The sequence below is a fragment of the Kitasatospora sp. NPDC127060 genome, assembly GCF_042724935.1.
GTDB lineage: Bacteria > Actinomycetota > Actinomycetes > Streptomycetales > Streptomycetaceae > Kitasatospora.
On the sequence record NZ_JBHXEG010000004.1, the window covers coordinates 106,742 to 121,655 of the forward strand.

General features: G+C 74.4%; 11 protein-coding genes. 6 read left to right on the forward strand and 5 right to left on the reverse strand.

Annotated elements, in window-relative coordinates; translation table 11 throughout:
• Positions 1-81: 81 nt before the first annotated feature.
• Positions 82-957 (reverse strand): GyrI-like domain-containing protein, encoded by an 876-nt coding sequence (locus ACFWIS_RS04405; protein ID WP_380456482.1) that lies wholly within the window; start codon positions 955-957, stop codon positions 82-84.
• Positions 958-1,403: 446 nt separating this feature from the next.
• On the opposite strand from ACFWIS_RS04405, the gene ribA reads away from it, so the two are divergent.
• Complete coding sequence (ribA, locus tag ACFWIS_RS04410; RefSeq protein WP_380456480.1) at positions 1,404-2,033, forward strand: GTP cyclohydrolase II; 630 nt, start codon at positions 1,404-1,406, stop codon at positions 2,031-2,033.
• Between the two features lie 166 nt (positions 2,034-2,199).
• On the opposite strand, the gene ACFWIS_RS04415 is transcribed toward ribA, so the two are convergent.
• The 4 genes from ACFWIS_RS04415 to ACFWIS_RS04430 all read right to left on the reverse strand — a co-directional run bounded on the left by ACFWIS_RS04415 (position 2,200) and on the right by ACFWIS_RS04430 (position 9,140).
• Complete coding sequence (locus ACFWIS_RS04415; protein ID WP_380456478.1) at positions 2,200-5,424, reverse strand: hypothetical protein; 3,225 nt, start codon at positions 5,422-5,424, stop codon at positions 2,200-2,202.
• Between the two features lie 592 nt (positions 5,425-6,016).
• Positions 6,017-8,137: a putative bifunctional diguanylate cyclase/phosphodiesterase gene (locus ACFWIS_RS04420; protein WP_380456476.1), complete on the reverse strand. Its 2,121-nt coding sequence runs from the start codon at positions 8,135-8,137 to the stop codon at positions 6,017-6,019.
• On the reverse strand, positions 8,134-8,337 hold the full coding sequence (locus tag ACFWIS_RS04425) for a hypothetical protein (protein WP_380456474.1): 204 nt from the start codon (positions 8,335-8,337) through the stop codon (positions 8,134-8,136). The genes ACFWIS_RS04420 and ACFWIS_RS04425 overlap by 4 nt, the downstream gene beginning before the upstream one ends.
• Entirely contained in the window at positions 8,334-9,140 is an 807-nt protein-coding gene (locus ACFWIS_RS04430) for an SAM-dependent methyltransferase (RefSeq protein ID WP_380456472.1), read from the reverse strand. Before ACFWIS_RS04430 ends, ACFWIS_RS04425 begins: the two co-directional genes overlap by 4 nt.
• 268 nt (positions 9,141-9,408) lie before the next feature.
• Between ACFWIS_RS04430 and ACFWIS_RS04435 the strand changes: the two genes are divergently transcribed.
• The 5 genes from ACFWIS_RS04435 (at position 9,409) to egtC (ending at position 14,872) form a co-directional block, all read left to right on the forward strand.
• Entirely contained in the window at positions 9,409-9,891 is a 483-nt protein-coding gene (locus tag ACFWIS_RS04435; protein ID WP_380456470.1) for an SRPBCC family protein, read from the forward strand.
• On the forward strand, positions 9,888-11,198 hold the full coding sequence (locus tag ACFWIS_RS04440; RefSeq protein WP_380456469.1) for an aminotransferase class I/II-fold pyridoxal phosphate-dependent enzyme: 1,311 nt from the start codon (positions 9,888-9,890) through the stop codon (positions 11,196-11,198). The genes ACFWIS_RS04435 and ACFWIS_RS04440 overlap by 4 nt, the downstream gene beginning before the upstream one ends.
• A 265-nt stretch (positions 11,199-11,463) precedes the next feature.
• On the forward strand, positions 11,464-12,750 hold the full coding sequence (egtA, locus tag ACFWIS_RS04445) for an ergothioneine biosynthesis glutamate--cysteine ligase EgtA (RefSeq protein WP_380456496.1): 1,287 nt from the start codon (positions 11,464-11,466) through the stop codon (positions 12,748-12,750).
• Positions 12,747-14,123, forward strand: a complete 1,377-nt coding sequence (gene egtB, locus ACFWIS_RS04450; RefSeq protein WP_380456467.1) for an ergothioneine biosynthesis protein EgtB — start codon at positions 12,747-12,749, stop codon at positions 14,121-14,123. The genes egtA and egtB overlap by 4 nt, the downstream gene beginning before the upstream one ends.
• Positions 14,123-14,872, forward strand: a complete 750-nt coding sequence (gene egtC / locus ACFWIS_RS04455) for an ergothioneine biosynthesis protein EgtC (RefSeq protein ID WP_380456465.1) — start codon at positions 14,123-14,125, stop codon at positions 14,870-14,872. The genes egtB and egtC overlap by 1 nt, the downstream gene beginning before the upstream one ends.
• Positions 14,873-14,914 lie beyond the last annotated feature (42 nt).

Below are 14,914 nucleotides of genomic sequence, written 5' to 3' on the forward strand. Positions count from 1 at the left end.
GCTGTTATCTGTTTCCTGTCTTCTGTCTTCTGTCTTCTGTCTTCTGTCTTCTGTCTTCTGTCTTCTGTTAGTCGTCGGCCGTCAGCCGCGCACAGCCCGCGTCACCGGAATCCAGAGCTCTGCGTCGGCGTCGCCCGTCCCCGGGATGAAACGGGTCTTCAGGATCTCCGGGCCCGGCCGGGTCTCGTACGGATTGGACGGGAACCACTGGCTGTACGTGTCCCCCCACATCTCCTGCAGCGCCTGCGGGAACGGCCCGCTGTTGCTGAACACCGCCCACGTCCCGGCCGGGACGTGCAGGACGTCCAGGTCCTCCGGGACGGCAGCGTCCTCGCGCGCCACCACCGCGTGCCAGTAGTCGAGTTCGGACCCCTCCTCCCGGTTGGGCGAGAAGTCGTCGGTCACAGAAACGATGCCGAGCGGGTCCTTGCCGGTCAGGGCCGTGATCCGCTCGACGGTCTCCGCGCCGAGCCCCTTGATGAACTCGGCGATGTGTGGGTTGACGCCCCGGTAGATCAGGGGCACCCGGGCCTTCCTGCCGACGATCCGGAAATCCGGCTTCTCGGTGATCCGGTACTCCATGCTGCTGCTTCCCTCCACGATGAGTCGGAAGGACATCCGGGGCTGGGAGATGAGCGTCGCACCGTCGCGCCGGGCCTCCCCGGGCCCGACCCCGTGCATCGCCCGGAACGCCCGGGCGAACGCCTCCCCCGAGGTGTAGCCGTAGCTGACCGCGATGTCCAGCAACGTACGTCCGCCGTCGAGCACTTCGGCCCCGGCGACGGTCAGCCGCCGGCGCCGGACGTACTCCGACAGCGGCATCCCGGCGAGCATCGAGAACAACCGTCGGAAGTGGTACTCCGACGTCATCGCGATCCGCGCCAGTTCGGCCACGTCGATCTCTTGGTCCAAGTGCCGTTCGATGTGCTCCATCGCCCGGTTCAGGTGCTCCAGCACGCCAACCCCGTCCTTCCTTGCTGATCACCACCGTAGGAAGGACCCACCCTGCCGTACCCGACGATCGGTGCCCGCGCCGGTCGGGTGCCGATCGCCGGGTGACCGCCGCGACCAGGGCCGGACCGCGACCTAAGCTCGGGCCGGGGACTCAGGCCGGGGGGCTCGGGCCGGAGCCAGGACTCAGACCAGGTCGCAGTGTCCACACCCCCGCTCCCACCCCTTCCGCATGCTGGTACGCCGGACGGGAACAGGCGGGGCGGGCGGGGTGTTGTCCGCCTCCGTAGTCGGTGCGGTCACTGGCAGTACCCAGTTGTTCAAATTGGAACAAACGGGTACGGTCGACCTCCGAACCGATCGGATCCCCCTCGGATCCATCCGGATCCGCAGATCCGACCCGGTCCAATCCGGTCCAACCCGGTCCACCCCCGATCGACGGAGGCCCGTCCATGCCTCAACCCGGCTCCGCCACGGTGCGCTCGCACGTGCGCATCCCGCTCACCTTCCCCGACGGCTACCGCGCCGACGCGGAGGTCTCCACCTTCCACGGCCTCACCGACGGCGCCGAGCACCTGGCGCTCGCCCTCGGCGCCGTCCCGGACGGCGGGACCCCGCTGGTGCGACTGCACTCCGAGTGCCTGACCGGCGACGTCTTCGGCTCGGACCGCTGCGACTGCGGACCGCAGCTTCGCGAGTCGGTGGAGCGGATCAGCGAGGCCGGCGGCTACCTGCTCTACCTGCGCCAGGAAGGCCGGGGCATCGGCCTCTACAACAAGCTCGACGCGTACGCCCTGCAGGACTCCGGGCTGGACACCTACGACGCAAACACCGCGCTGGGCCTGCCCGAGGACGGCCGGGACTACACCGCGGCCGCCCAGATGCTCGCCGCGCTCGGCGTCGACTGCATCGACCTGCTGAGCAACAATCCGGACAAGGCATCCCAACTGGCCGGGCTCGGGATCACCGTCCACCGGCGGGTGCCGACCGGCGTCCACCTGTCGGCGAGCAATGTGCGCTACCTGACGGCCAAGGTGGAGCGGACCGGGCACTCGATCGAGCTCTCCCGACTGGTGGGCTGAGCCCGGCGGACGGCGATGGCCGGCAGCCGACTGCGGGTGGCGGACACCGGGCAGCGGGCAGCGGGCAGCGGGCAGCGGGCAGCGAACGGCCGACAGATAACAGATGACAGATAACAGATTTCGAAATCTGTCAGCTGTTATCTGTCGGCCGTTCCCCCGCCCTCCCTCACGTCCGTCCCCGCACCATCCGCAGCACCCCGTACGCCGCCAGCGGCAGCGCCACCAGCAGCGCCGCCCAGAAGGCCCCGTGCCCCCACCAGTCCGCGACCGCGCCGAACAGCCCCTCGAACACCGGGATCCGCAGCGCCTCCACCGGCCCCAACGCTCCCGGCCAGGCCCCCAGGAACAGGGTGCCGAGGATCCAGCCGACGAACAGCACCCGCGCGGTGACCAGCGTCCCGAGGGTGCTCAGCAGCGACACCGCCGCCAGCAGGAGGACGAATCCCGCCTGGTAGGCCGCACCGGTCTGTCCCGTCCCCCAGGAGTCCGGCGTCCGGTGCACCCCGGTGGCCGCGAGCCGCACCTCGACCGCCGCCCACAGCAGCAGGACCAGCACCCCGGTGCCGACGAGCGCGAACCGCAGCCGGTCACGCGTCCCCGCCCGGCCGGTGCCCCACGCCCGCGCAGCACCCGCCACCCCGGAAGCCCCCGCAGCGCCCGCAGCGCCCGCCGGCCGCGTCGGCCGCGCCGGTGCGCCCGCGACCCGCGCCGCCCGCTCGGCCCGTCGGTCGAGCTCCCGCCAGCCGTCCCGGACCCGCCGTCGGGCTTGTTGGGCGGGCTTGAGCAGCCGGTCGGCCGCCCGCTCGATCAGCACGACGGCCGCCACCAGCGCCACCACCGCCGCGATCCCGGCCCAACTCCCCATCCCGCCCTCGAACATGACCACCCGGTCGGCCACCGCCTGCGGCGCCTCCACGGCCGTCATCGGCGGTCCGAGCCGCAGGTAGCCGATCGCGAGGGCGCCCGCGCCGGTCAGCAGGGTCGCGCCGAACCCGACCGGGGCCGGGAAGAAGGCGAGCACGGCGGCCGCCACGAAGGCCGCGCCCAGTTTGCCGACCACCTGCTCGGCCGCCCGCTGCCCGGCGAGGCGCAGCGGCCCGCCGAACAGGTCGGGCGAGAGGTCGAGTTGGTGCCCGGACTCGATCGGGTAGCGCAGCACCGCCCCCGTCCACAGCAGCAGCCCCAGGCCCACCACCAGCAGCGCGACCGCCGCCACCCGGCGCGGCAGCATGGTGCGGGCGTACGGCCACCAGAGGCGCAGCCGGGCCGCCCAGTCCACCGGCGGCCGACGGTGCCGCTCGCGCCACAGCCGGGCCACGCGGCCGGCCCGCGCCCGGCCCTCCCGCAGTACCGCCGCCTCCGCCTCGGGCCCGGACCGCGCCACCCGTCCCCGGCCGCGCTGCCGCAGGGCCTCCGCGGCCACCAGCGCAGCACGCCCCGCGACCTGCTCCGGCTCTGCCCCCACCGCCCGCCGTCGCAGCGCCGACCAGCGCCGGCGCACCACGTCCCGCGGGGTGGCCGCCGCCGGGTCGGGCGCCGACCGCCGAGCCGCCGAGCGCACCGCCGTACGGGCTCCGGCACCCGCCGTCAGCGCCCCGTCCACCACCGCGGCCGCGACCACCGCGGCGAGCTCCGACACCCGTACCGGCAACGGCAGCCGGTGCAGCGCGGCGGGCAGCGGGGAGAGTCTGCCGAGCAGCCGGTGGCGCTCCTCCGGGCGGATGCTCAGCCACACCGCCAGTCGGTGGGCCTCCTCGCGCTCCTCCGGGCTGAGCCCGCCGTCACCGCGCCGGCCGCCGCCGACGGTCCGGGCGGTGCGCTCCACCTCGGCCAGCACGTCCGGGAGGGCGGCGAGGGCGAGCAGCCGCGAGCAGTGCTCGCCGGAGCACTCGGGGTGGAAGCAGTCGTAGCGCGCGGCGACGGCGGGGGCGCCGCCGCGGACCAGTTCGTCGATGAGCGCGGCGCCGTCCGGCTCGGTGACGACGCGTTCGAGGCCGGCCGGGTCGACCGGCCGGTCGCGGTAGTGCGGGACGGCGGACGGGGCGTAGGCGGCGCCGAGGGCGAGCACGGCCACGGCGGCCACGGCCTCCCGGCGGGAGCCGGGCGAGCGGACCACGTCGGTGAGGTAGTGCAGGTCGAACACGGAGTCCTGGACCTCGTCGCGCAGCCAGTCGCGCAGCCGCTCCGCGCCCACCGCCGCCAGCCAGCGCGCCGCCGCGCCGGAGTTGCGCAGCAGCACCTCGGTCAGCCGGGCCGGGTCGGTGAACGGGTCACCGAGGAAGGTGATCGGCCGACGGGCCTGCGGGCGGCGACGGACCACCTGCGGGCTGCCGCCGGCCAGCCAGCTACGGACCTCCCGAGCGGTCCAGCGGTCCTCCGGCTTCTTGGTGAACAGGCCCTGGAGCAGCAGGAGTTGGCGCTGGTCGGAGACGGCGCTGAGGTCCACCTCCTCACCCATGACCAGCTCCAGCTCCAGGTCGTGGTCGGCGGCCCGCTCGCCATCCGCGCCGACGAACCGGGGGCGGCCGACGAACAGTTCGTACAGCACGTTGCCGAGCCCCCACCAGGGCCCGGCCTCGTGGTTCTTGCCGGCCAGTTGCTCCGGGGCCATGTAGGCGACGGTGACCATCATCGCGGAGGTGAAGCGGCGGCTGTCGGTGAGCCGGTCGACGCCGCCGAAGTCGGCGATCACGAACTCCCCGGGCCCGCGGCCGGGTCGGACCAGGATGTTGGCCGGCTTGAAGTCCAGCGGGTTGCGCTGGATCCGCCGCTGCCAGAACTCCAGCAGCGAGACCAGCTCGTAGACGATCTGCTCGGTGGTCCGCGGGTCGGCCTGGGCGCCGTCCCGGCGCAGCCCGGCGACGTGCGCGGAGAGGGTGACCGGCAGGTACTCCATCGCCACCCAGTCGACCAGTGCGCCGTGGTGGCGCACCCGGCCGAAGTCGATCAGGTGCGGGACGTGCCGGCGGAAGCCGTCGTTGCGCAGGTGGGTGAGCAGGTCGTGGTCCATCGGGTGGCCGACGACGGCCACCTTGACCGCGGCGTCGGCGCCGCCGTCGGTGCGCCGGACGTACCAGACGGTGCCCTCGGCGCCGGCGCCCGCCTTGCCCAGCGGGGTGAAGCGGCCGCGCAGGGCGTCCGGGAAGCCGTCCTCGGCCGGGCCGGGCCCACCACCCTCCGGACCGGTCCCGTCGTCCGGGCTCGGTCCGCCGTTCGGGCCGGGCACACCGTTTGAACCGGAAACGCCGTTCGGGCCGGTCACGCCGTTCGGGCTGGGCCCCGGGCCGATGTTGTCCTGCCAGGACGGGCCGTCCGCGGAGCGGGGCCGCACCACCTCGGTGACGGCCTCCGGGTCGAACCGCCCCGGGGCGCCGGGCCGGACCTTCGTCACGGCCTCCGGATCGTGGCGCGGACCGGGCATCCGCCGCGTGTCGGCCTCCGGGGTCACCCTGCCGGGCCGCCGGGCGCCGAGCCGGGACGGCCGCTCCGAACCGTAGCCCGCACCGGCCCCTGCACCGGCTCCCGCGCCCGAGTCGGCACCGCCCCGTCCCCCGCCCTGGGCGCCGCGTCGCCGGTCCCACGACCCCCGGAACCGCGAGCCGCGCTCCCCCGACCCCCAGTCGACCCTGGTCCGCGGCGGCTCCCCCGACCACCCCTGGGACCGGTCCCCCTCGGCCGGGCCGGCGCCCTCCGTTGCGCCCATGGCGGCGCTCCCCTCCCCGTGCCCCCGGGCCGGTGCGAAGGCCGTGACCACGGGCGCACCGGTGCCGGGTGGTGATTTTGACGCGCCATCATCCCGCATACCGGCCAGGGCCGTAGGGCGGTTTCCGGAACGGTTCCGGAACGCTTGCCGGAACGGGACCGCGCCACGACAACCACGCCACGACGGCCGGGCCATGACGACCGCGCCACGGGGACCACGACGGGACGACTCCGTCACGACGACTCCGTCACGGGAACGGGCACCGGCGGAGGAGCGGGGATCACCCCGCCTCGACCGGCCGCCCCTCCGGCTCCTCGACGATCCGGCGGGCGATCTCGGCGGGCCGCACCGGGCGGCCGAAGTGCCAGCCCTGCGCCCAGTCGCAGCCCATGCCGCGCAGCCGCTCGGCGTCCTTGCGGGTCTCCACGCCCTCGGCGGTGACGTTCAGCCCGAGCGTGTGCGCCATCGACACCAGGCCGCTGACGATGCGCCACCCGGTGGCCCCGTCCTTGGCCGGGTCGTGCAGGTCGCCGACGAAGGAGCCGGCGATCTTCAGCCCGGAGACCGGCAGGTCGCGCAGGTAGGCGAGGTTGGACCAGCCGGTGCCGAAGTCGTCCACCGCGAGGGACACGCCGAGGTCGACCAGCCCGTGGAGGGTGCGCAGCGCCTCGTCCTCGGGGCCGACCACCGTCGACTCGGTGATCTCCAGCTGGAGCCGGGCCGGGTCCAGGCCGGTGTTGTCCAGGATCCGGGCGAGGTCGGTGACCAGCGCGGCGCTGCGCGCCTGCCGGACGGCCAGGTTGACGTTGAGCTGCGGCGCGGCGTCGCCGTACCGCTTGATCCAGTCCGCGGCCTGGCCGCAGGCCTGCTCCAGCACCCAGCGGCCGAGCGGCATGATCAGCCCGGTCTCCTCGGCGGTGGTGACGAACTCGTCCGGGCCGAGCACCCCGAGCTGCGGGTGGCGCCAGCGCACCAGCGCCTCCACGGCGGCCATCCGGCCGTCGGCGAGGCGGTAGAGCGGCTGGTAGTCGATGAAGAACTCGCCGCGGTCCAGGGCGGCCGGCATCCGGACGGACACCGCGTAGCGGCTGACCGCGCGGGCGTTCTCCTTGGGGTCGAACAGTGTCCAGCGGCCGCGGCCGGCCTCCTTGGCGCGGTACAGCGTCAGGTCGGCGGCCCGGACGGCGGCGCCCGGGGTGGTGGTGGACACCCGCCGCTCCAGCACCCCGACGCTGGCGCCGACGGCGAGCTTGTGGTCGCCGATCAGCACCGGCCCGGCCAGCGCCTTGAGCACGGTCTTGGCGGCGGCCACCGCCTCCTGCTCGCCCCGGCAGTGCTCCAGCAGCACGACGAACTCGTCGCCGCCGAGCCGGGCGACCAGGTGGCCGAGCGGGGTGAGGGCGGCCTTCAGCCGGGCGGCGACGGCGGACAGCAGCTGGTCGCCCATGTCGTGGCCGAGGCTGTCGTTGACCACCTTGAAGCCGTCGAGGTCGACGTAGCAGAGGCCGAAGCGGTCGCCGGGTGCCGGCTCCTCGAAGAGCTTCTCCAGCCGTTCGAAGAAGGCGGCGCGATTGGGCAGGCCGGTCAGCGGGTCGTGGGTGGCCTGGTGGCGCAGCCGCTCCTGGAGGCGGTAGCGGTCGGTGACGTCCTCCAGCATCGCGACCTGGTACTGCGGGACGCCGTCGTCGTCGCGGATCAGCGAGACGGTCAGGTGGGTCCAGACCACCTCGCCGTCCTGGCGGTAGTACGGCTTGTCGAACTGGAAGTACTCCCGCTTGCCGCTGATCAGCTCCTCGTACGCCTCCCAGACGCCGGGGGTGTCCTCGGGGTGGACGAGGTCGTCGACCCGGCGGCCGATCATGTCGTCCGGCCCCGCGCCGAACAGCTCCTGCACGGCCTTGTTGACGGCCAGGATGTTGCCGTCGGTGTCGCCGATGGCGATGCCGATCGCGGCGCTCTCGAACAGGGCGCGGAACCGGGCCTCGGAGGCGCGCAGCGCGCGTTCGGCCTCCTTGCGGGCGGCGTCGGCGGCGGTGCGGATGGCCTCCTGCTCGCGCAGCGTGCGCTCGCGCAGGGCGTTCGCCCAGCCGGCCGCGAAGGCGCCGGTGAGGGCGGGGCCGCGGTCGTCGTGGGCCGGCTGGGAGTGCAGCAGCTCGACCGCGCGGGCGAGCAGCACGGGGTCGGTGAAGTGGGCGTCGACCAGTTCGGCGGCGGCCTGGGCGGCCAGCCGGGGCTGGAACGGCTCGTCCTGCTGGGCGCGGTGCAGCAGCGCGGCGGTGCGCGCGACCAGCCGGCCGAGCAGGCCGGGGTGGACGGCGGTGCCGTGGTCGGCGGAGAGCAGCCGGGACCAGTCCTCGTGGAACCGCTCGGCGCCGCGGCCCGCCGGGCTCGCGCCGCTCATCCGGCCGCCCCGGTTGCGCCCTGCGCGCCGGACCCGGTGGCACGCGCGGCGAAACGACCGGCGGTGCGGCCGGCGGTGCAGGCGGTGGTGCAGGCGGTGGTGCGCAGGGTGCCGCGGCCGGTGGTGCGCACGGCCGGGCGTCCGGCGGCCGTCCCGTGGCGGGTACGGCCGCCGGTGGCGCGCCGGGTGAGACCGCTCAAGGGCGGAACCCCACGCCCGCCACCCCGGCGATCCGTTCGGGGTGTTCGCCGACCGTGCCCGGCTGGTCGGGGCGCCACTGCGGCAGGTGGACCACGCCCGGCTCGACCAGCTCGAAGCCCTCGAACATCGCGGTGACCTGCTCGTGGGTGCGCATGGTCAGCGGGGTCGGGGTCATCCGGTAGAGCTCCTGGTGGTCCTCGGCCTGGTCCGGACGGGCTTCCAGGGAGGCGTGCGAGAGGACCAGGGCGCTGCCGGCCGGGAGCCGGTCGCGGATCGTGGCGATCAGCTTCCAGGGGTCGTCCTCGTCACCGACGAAGTGGGCGACGGCCACCAGCAGGACGGCCACCGGCTCACCGGCGGCGAGCAGCTCGGCCACCTCGGGGCGGTCCAGCAGGTCCTCGACGTCCCGCAGGTCGGCCTGGACGACGGCGCTGTGCGGGTCGTCCTCGAGCAGCAGGCGGCTGTGGGCGACGGCGACCGGGTCGCGGTCCACGTAGACGACCTCGGCGCCGGGCCGGATGGCGCGGGCGATCTCGTGCACCGCGCCGAAGGTGGGGATGCCGGAGCCGATGTCCAGGAAGCGGGTGACACCGTGCTCGGCGAGGTGGGTCACCGCGCGGCGCAGGAAGGCCCGGTTGGAGCGCATGATCTGGGGCAGCTCGGGCCACAGGGCCATCGCCCTGCGGGCCATCTCCCGGTCGACCTCGAAGTTGTGGGAACCCCCGAGGTAGTAGTCGTAGACCCGTGCGGCGTTCGGTTTGTCCAGGTCCGTACCTTCCGGTACCCAGCTCGGTCGCCGCATGCCCGTGACTCCTTCACTCCGGTTCCGGGGGCGCAGCCCCTGGAGGTGCTGCCGTGACTGATGAGACTACAAGCACACAAGATCCTCCCTCGCACCCCGAACGGGTGCAAGCGGAGTGCACCCGTCCCCATGAACTGCGTTCTTCGCCCGGTATCCACTGGGCGTTCGAGCCCTGCCGCCGGTGGGGCCCGCTGGACGGGCGCCAACTCGGCCGCGGACCGCGCCCGTTCACCCCTGCCCCCGCGACCCCAGGCCCTAGGGTGGGCGGGTGGATCCCAACCACTACCACTTCCGGGGCGCGTGGCGGCTCACGGCCCCGGCCGCGGCGGCGTACGCGGCACTGGAGGACGTCCGGAGCTACCCGCTGTGGTGGCCGGAGATCCGTGAGGCCCGGCAGACCAGCCCGGACTCCGGGCAGGTGGTGCTCCGCGCGCTGCTGCCGTACCGGCTGGTGATCGGCCTGGAGCGGCGGCGGCACGACCCGGCGGCCGGGGTGCTGGAGGCGGAGATGCGCGGCGACCTCAACGGGTGGTCGCGGTTCACCGTCACGGCGGACGGGCCGGGCGGCGCGGGGTGCCGGGTGCTGTTCGAGGAGGACGCCCGGCCCGGCAAGCCCCTGTTGCGGCGGCTCGCCCTGCCGCTGCACCCGCTGTTCCGGGCGAACCACGCGGTGATGATGCGCCGGGGCCGGCGGGGGCTGGAGCGGTACCTGGCGGATGGCGGCGGCGAGCGAGGGACGGCGAACGGATGACAGACGACAACTTTCATCGAACAGATGACAGATTTCGAAATCTGTCACCTGTCAGTTGTTCGCCGCCCCCCGGCCCCACCACTCGCTTCGATGTCGATGCCGCTGTCGATGCCGATGCCAACGTCGACTTCGACTTCGACTTCGGCTTCGGCTTCGACACCCCCTTCGACCGCACCGGCACCGGCAGCAGCAAGTGGGCCCGGGCCGCCGCCCCCGGGGTGATCCCGATGGGCCTGGCGGACATGGACCTGCCCGGCCCACCCGCCGTCGCCGAGGCGCTGGAACGGCGCGCCCGCCACCGCGCGTACGGCTACACCGTCTGCGACCCGTCCGGACGGACCCTGGTCGCCGACTGGTACCGCGCCCGGCACGGCGTCGAGGTCGACCCCGACTGGGTCCTGCTGCTGCCCTGCGGTCCGCGCACCGCACTCCGCCTCCTCCTGGAGACGGTCCGGCCACAGGCCCCCGTCCTCTTCCCCACCCCCGAGTGGGGCGGCTTCGCGCAGCTCTGCCGCGCGGCCGGGCTCCGGCACCAGGAGCTGCCGCTGCACCTGGCCCCGAACGGCTACCGCCTGCCGCGCGGCCCGCTACCCCGCCCGGCCGCCGCCGTACTGCTGAGCAACCCGCACAACCCCTCCGGCATGGTCTGGCCGACCGGCGCGGTACGCGGTCTCGCCGCCTGGGCGGCGGAGAGCGGCGCACTGCTGGTCTCGGACGAGGTGCACGGCGACCTCACCCACCCCGGTCACCTCCACCCCGTCGCCGTCACCACCGCAGACCCGGCGCACCGGCGCTCCGTCATCACCCTCAACTCCGTCGGCAAGACCTTCAACTGCTCCGGCGTTCCCAGCAGTTTCGCCCTCGTCCCGGACCCCGGGCTGCGCGCCCGGCTCACCGACACCATGGCCGGCTACGGCCTCTGGGAGGGCGGCCTGCTGGAGCAGACCGTGCAGCGGGCCGCCCTAAGCGAGGGCGGCCCCTGGCTGGACGCGCTGCTCGCCCACCTCGCCGCCGCCCGCGCCCGGCTCACCGACCGCCTCGGCCCGGCCGTCCGCTCCGTCCCGCGCGCCTCCTACCTGCTCTGGCTGGACGCCACCGCCCTCGGCCTGCCGGCGGCCGACGCCCGCGCGGCGCTGCTGGAGCGCTGCGGCCTGGAGACCTCCGACGGCGCCGAGTTCGGCGCGGGTGGCACGGGCGGCACCGGCCGCACGGGCGGCGGCACGGGCAACGCCGGCTCACTGCGCCTCAACTACGCCCTGCCGGGCCCCGTTCTGGACACCGTCCTGGAGCGGCTCGACCGTCTGTGACCCCGGCACGTGCCGTCGGCCGGCACCCCGGCGGCGCCCCGCCTCCCGCTGCCTCGAAACCTCCGCATTCACCCGTTCGCCACCCCCCTGACCTGCCGAAACGAACATTCACGCGATATTTGCGAAGCGGCCCCGCATGCTCCGTAGCAGACTGGGCAAGGTAGACCGGGCCGCAATCGTGATCCCGAGGATGGTGAGTCCGGCGATGCCGATATCCCGCACCACTCCGCCCGACCGGCAGAGCGTGCCACCGCCCCCCACCGGGGTGACCCCGTTGACCGAATCGGGGGCGCGCAGCCACGTGTCGGGCGTCTGTTTCAAGATCGGACCGCCCCGTCTGGTGGGGGTCGAGGTCGAGTGGTTCGTCCATGACGACCGATGTCCGAGCCGACCCGTTCCACCGGAACTGCTCCACGCCGCACTGGAGTCGCTGCCCCTGGGCGGTCCGGACGGCGACACGCTCCCCTCCGGTTCGCGCCTCACGCTCGAACCCGGCGGACAGGTCGAGCTCAGCTCCCCGCCCGCCACCGGCCTCCTGGCCTGCGTCGACGAGACCCGACGTGATCTGACCGCCCTGCGGGCCGCCTTCGCGGCCCAGGGCCTTCGACTCACCGGCACCGGGACGGACCCACTGGCCCGCCCCCGCCGGATGGTGCTGGACCACCCCCGTTACCTCGCCATGGAGCGCTTCTTCGACTCTGCCGGGCCCTGGGGCCGGGTCATGATGACCGGTACGGCGTCGGTGCAGGTGTGCCTGGACGCCGGCGACGCGGCCGGTCCGCACGCGGCCGAACGGCGTTGGCAGCTGGTCCACCGGCTGGGCCCGGTGCTGGTCGCCGCCTTCGCCAACTCCCCGATCCTGGACGGCAGGCCGACCGGCCACCGGTCCACCCGGCAGACCGTCTGGTCCCGGATGGACCCGAGCCGCACCCTCGCCCCCGAGCCGGACCACGGCGACCCGCGCGAGGCCTGGGCCCAGTACGTGCTGGACGCCGAAGTCCTCTGCGTGCAAAGGCCCGAGGACCAGCCATGGACGACGACGCCCGGTCTGACCTTCCGTGACTGGATCCGCGGCGCCGACGAACGCCCGCCCACGCTGGCCGACTTGGAGTACCACTGCACCACGCTGTTCCCGCCGGTGCGCCCGCGCGGCCACCTGGAGCTGCGGATGATCGACGCCCAGCCCGGGGACGGCTGGGTGGTGCCCACCGCGCTGGTCACCGCACTGCTGGACGACCCGGTGGCCGCCGACACCGTACTCGCCGCGCTGGAGCCGCTCGATCGCGCCGGCGGCCCGCGCCCGCCGCGCAGCGAGGTCTGGCGCCGCGCCGCCACCCAGGGCGTCACCGACCCCGAGCTGCGCCGCGCCGCCCTCACCTGCTTCGCCGCCGCCGACGCCGCACTGGGCCGTCTGCCCGGCGCCGGACGGCTGCGCGCCACCGTCGCCGAGTTCGCCGAGCGCTACCCCGCGCGCGGCCGCTGCCCGGCCGACGACCAACTGGACGCCCTGCGCTCCGGCACCCGACGCACTCCCCCGGAGGAGGCATCATGACCGACGTCCGACCGCCCGCCACCCCGGGGGGAGGCGCCGCCGAGCCGTCCGCGGGCAGCGAGGCGCTGCGCGAGAGCATCGCCGTCGAGCTGCTGGCCGCCCGCGCCCGGACCGCCGCGCTGACCGACTGCGTCGAGGACGCCGATCTCACCGCCCAGCACTCGCCGCTGATGTCCCCGCTGGTCTGGGACCTCGCGCACATCGGCAACCAGGAGGAACTCTGGCTGCTGCGCAACGTCGGCGGCCGCGACCCGATGCACCCCGAGATCGACCCGCTGTACGACGCGTTCCAGCACCCCCGGGCCGAGCGCCCCAGCCTGCCGCTGCTGCCGCCCGCCGAGGCCCGCGCCTACGCCCACGAGGTGCGCGGCCGGGTGCTGGACCTGCTGGCCGCCAGCCCGCTGGAGGGCGCACCGCTATTGGAGGCCGGGTTCGCCTTCGGGATGATCGCCCAGCACGAACAGCAGCACGACGAAACGATGCTGATCACCCATCAGCTCCGCCGGGGCGAGCCCGCACTGGCCGCTCCCCCGCCGCCGCCGACGCCCGCCGACGCGGCCACCCTGCCGGCCGAAGTCCTCATCCCCGAAGGCCCGTTCACCATGGGCACGGACATCGAGCCGTGGGCGCTGGACAACGAGCGACCGGCGCACACCGTGCAGCTGCCGGGATACTTCCTGGACACCACCCCGGTCACCAACGCCGCCTACCAGCGCTTCATCGCCGACGGCGGCTACGACGAGCCGCGCTGGTGGACGCCGGAGGGCTGGGAGCACCGCCTGTACGCCGGCCTGACCGCCCCGCTGTTCTGGCGACGAGAAGACGGCCAGTGGCTGCGCCGCCACTTCGGCACCGTCGAGCCCGTCCCGCCGAACGAGCCGGTGCTGCACGTCAGTTGGTACGAGGCGGACGCCTACGCCCGCTGGGCCGGGCGCCGACTGCCGACCGAGGCCGAGTGGGAGAAGGCGGCCCGGCACGACCCGGCCACCGGCCGCTCGCGCCGCTACCCCTGGGGCGACGGCCCGCCCGGCCCCGAGCACGCCAACCTCGGCCAGCGGCATCTGCGCCCGGCTGCGGCCGGCAGCTACCCGGGCGGCCAATCACCTTATGGAGTCCGCCAGTTGATGGGCGACGTGTGGGAGTGGACGGCCAGCGACTTCCACTCCTACCCGGGGTTCCGGGCCTGGCCGTACCAGGAGTACTCGGAGGTCTTCTTCGGGCCCGAGTACAAGGTGCTGCGCGGCGGCTGCTTCGCGGTGGCACCGGTCGCCTGCCGGGGCACCTTCCGGAACTGGGACTATCCCGTCCGGCGGCAGATCTTCGCGGGCTTCCGCACCGCCCGCAGCCTGGACCCCGCCCCCGGGGAGGCCTGATGTGCCGCCACCTCGCCTACCTGGGAGGGCCGGTGGCACCGCAGGAGCTCCTGGTGAATCCACCGTACGCGCTGTACCGGCAGTCCTGGGCGCCCCGGACCCAGCAGTACGGGACGGTCAACGTGGACGGCTTCGGCCTTGGCTGGTACGCGGACGGCGACGAACAGCCCGCCCGCTACCGCCGGGCCGGGCCGATCTGGGCGGACACGACGTTCGCCGATCTCGCCCGGGTGGTCCGCACCCGGGCGCTGGTGGCGGCCGTGCGCTCCGCGACCGAGGGCTGCGCGGCGGGCGAGAACGCGGCCGCGCCGTTCGCCGCCGGGCGCTGGCTGTTCAGCCACAACGGCGCGGTGGCCGGCTGGCCCGGCAAGCTGGACGCCCTCGCCGCCCTGCTGCCGCCCGCCGAGCTGCTGGAGCTGGAGGCCCGCACCGACTCGGCCCTGCTGTGGGCACTCACCCTGCACCGGCTGCGCCGGGGCGCGGACCTCGGCGAGGCACTGGCCGGCACCGTGGCCGACGTCGCCGCGCACACCACCGGGCGGCTCAACCTGCTGCTCACCGACGGCACCGCGCTCGCCGCGACCACCTGGGGCGACACCCTGCACCACCGCGAGCTGCCCGGCCTCGGCACCGTGGTGGCCTCCGAGCCGTACGACGACGATCCGGGCTGGACGCTCGCCCCGGACGGCTCCCTGCTGCTGGCCGACGCCGCGGGCGTCTCCGTCCGGCCGCTCCCCCGCCACTACTGACCCTCCACTCTCCCTTCATCTTCTGAACAGAGGACCAACCCT

Coding starts and splice junctions, on each gene's coding strand:
- ACFWIS_RS04420 (WP_380456476.1), bottom strand. CDS start 8,137: ATGAGCGGCGCGAGCCCGGCGGGCCGCGGCGCCGAGCGGTTCCACGAG.
- ACFWIS_RS04430 (WP_380456472.1), bottom strand. CDS start 9,140: ATGCGGCGACCGAGCTGGGTACCGGAAGGTACGGACCTGGACAAACCG.
- ribA (WP_380456480.1), top strand. CDS start 1,404: ATGCCTCAACCCGGCTCCGCCACGGTGCGCTCGCACGTGCGCATCCCG.
- ACFWIS_RS04440 (WP_380456469.1), top strand. CDS start 9,888: ATGACAGACGACAACTTTCATCGAACAGATGACAGATTTCGAAATCTG.
- egtC (WP_380456465.1), top strand. CDS start 14,123: ATGTGCCGCCACCTCGCCTACCTGGGAGGGCCGGTGGCACCGCAGGAG.
- egtB (WP_380456467.1), top strand. CDS start 12,747: ATGACCGACGTCCGACCGCCCGCCACCCCGGGGGGAGGCGCCGCCGAG.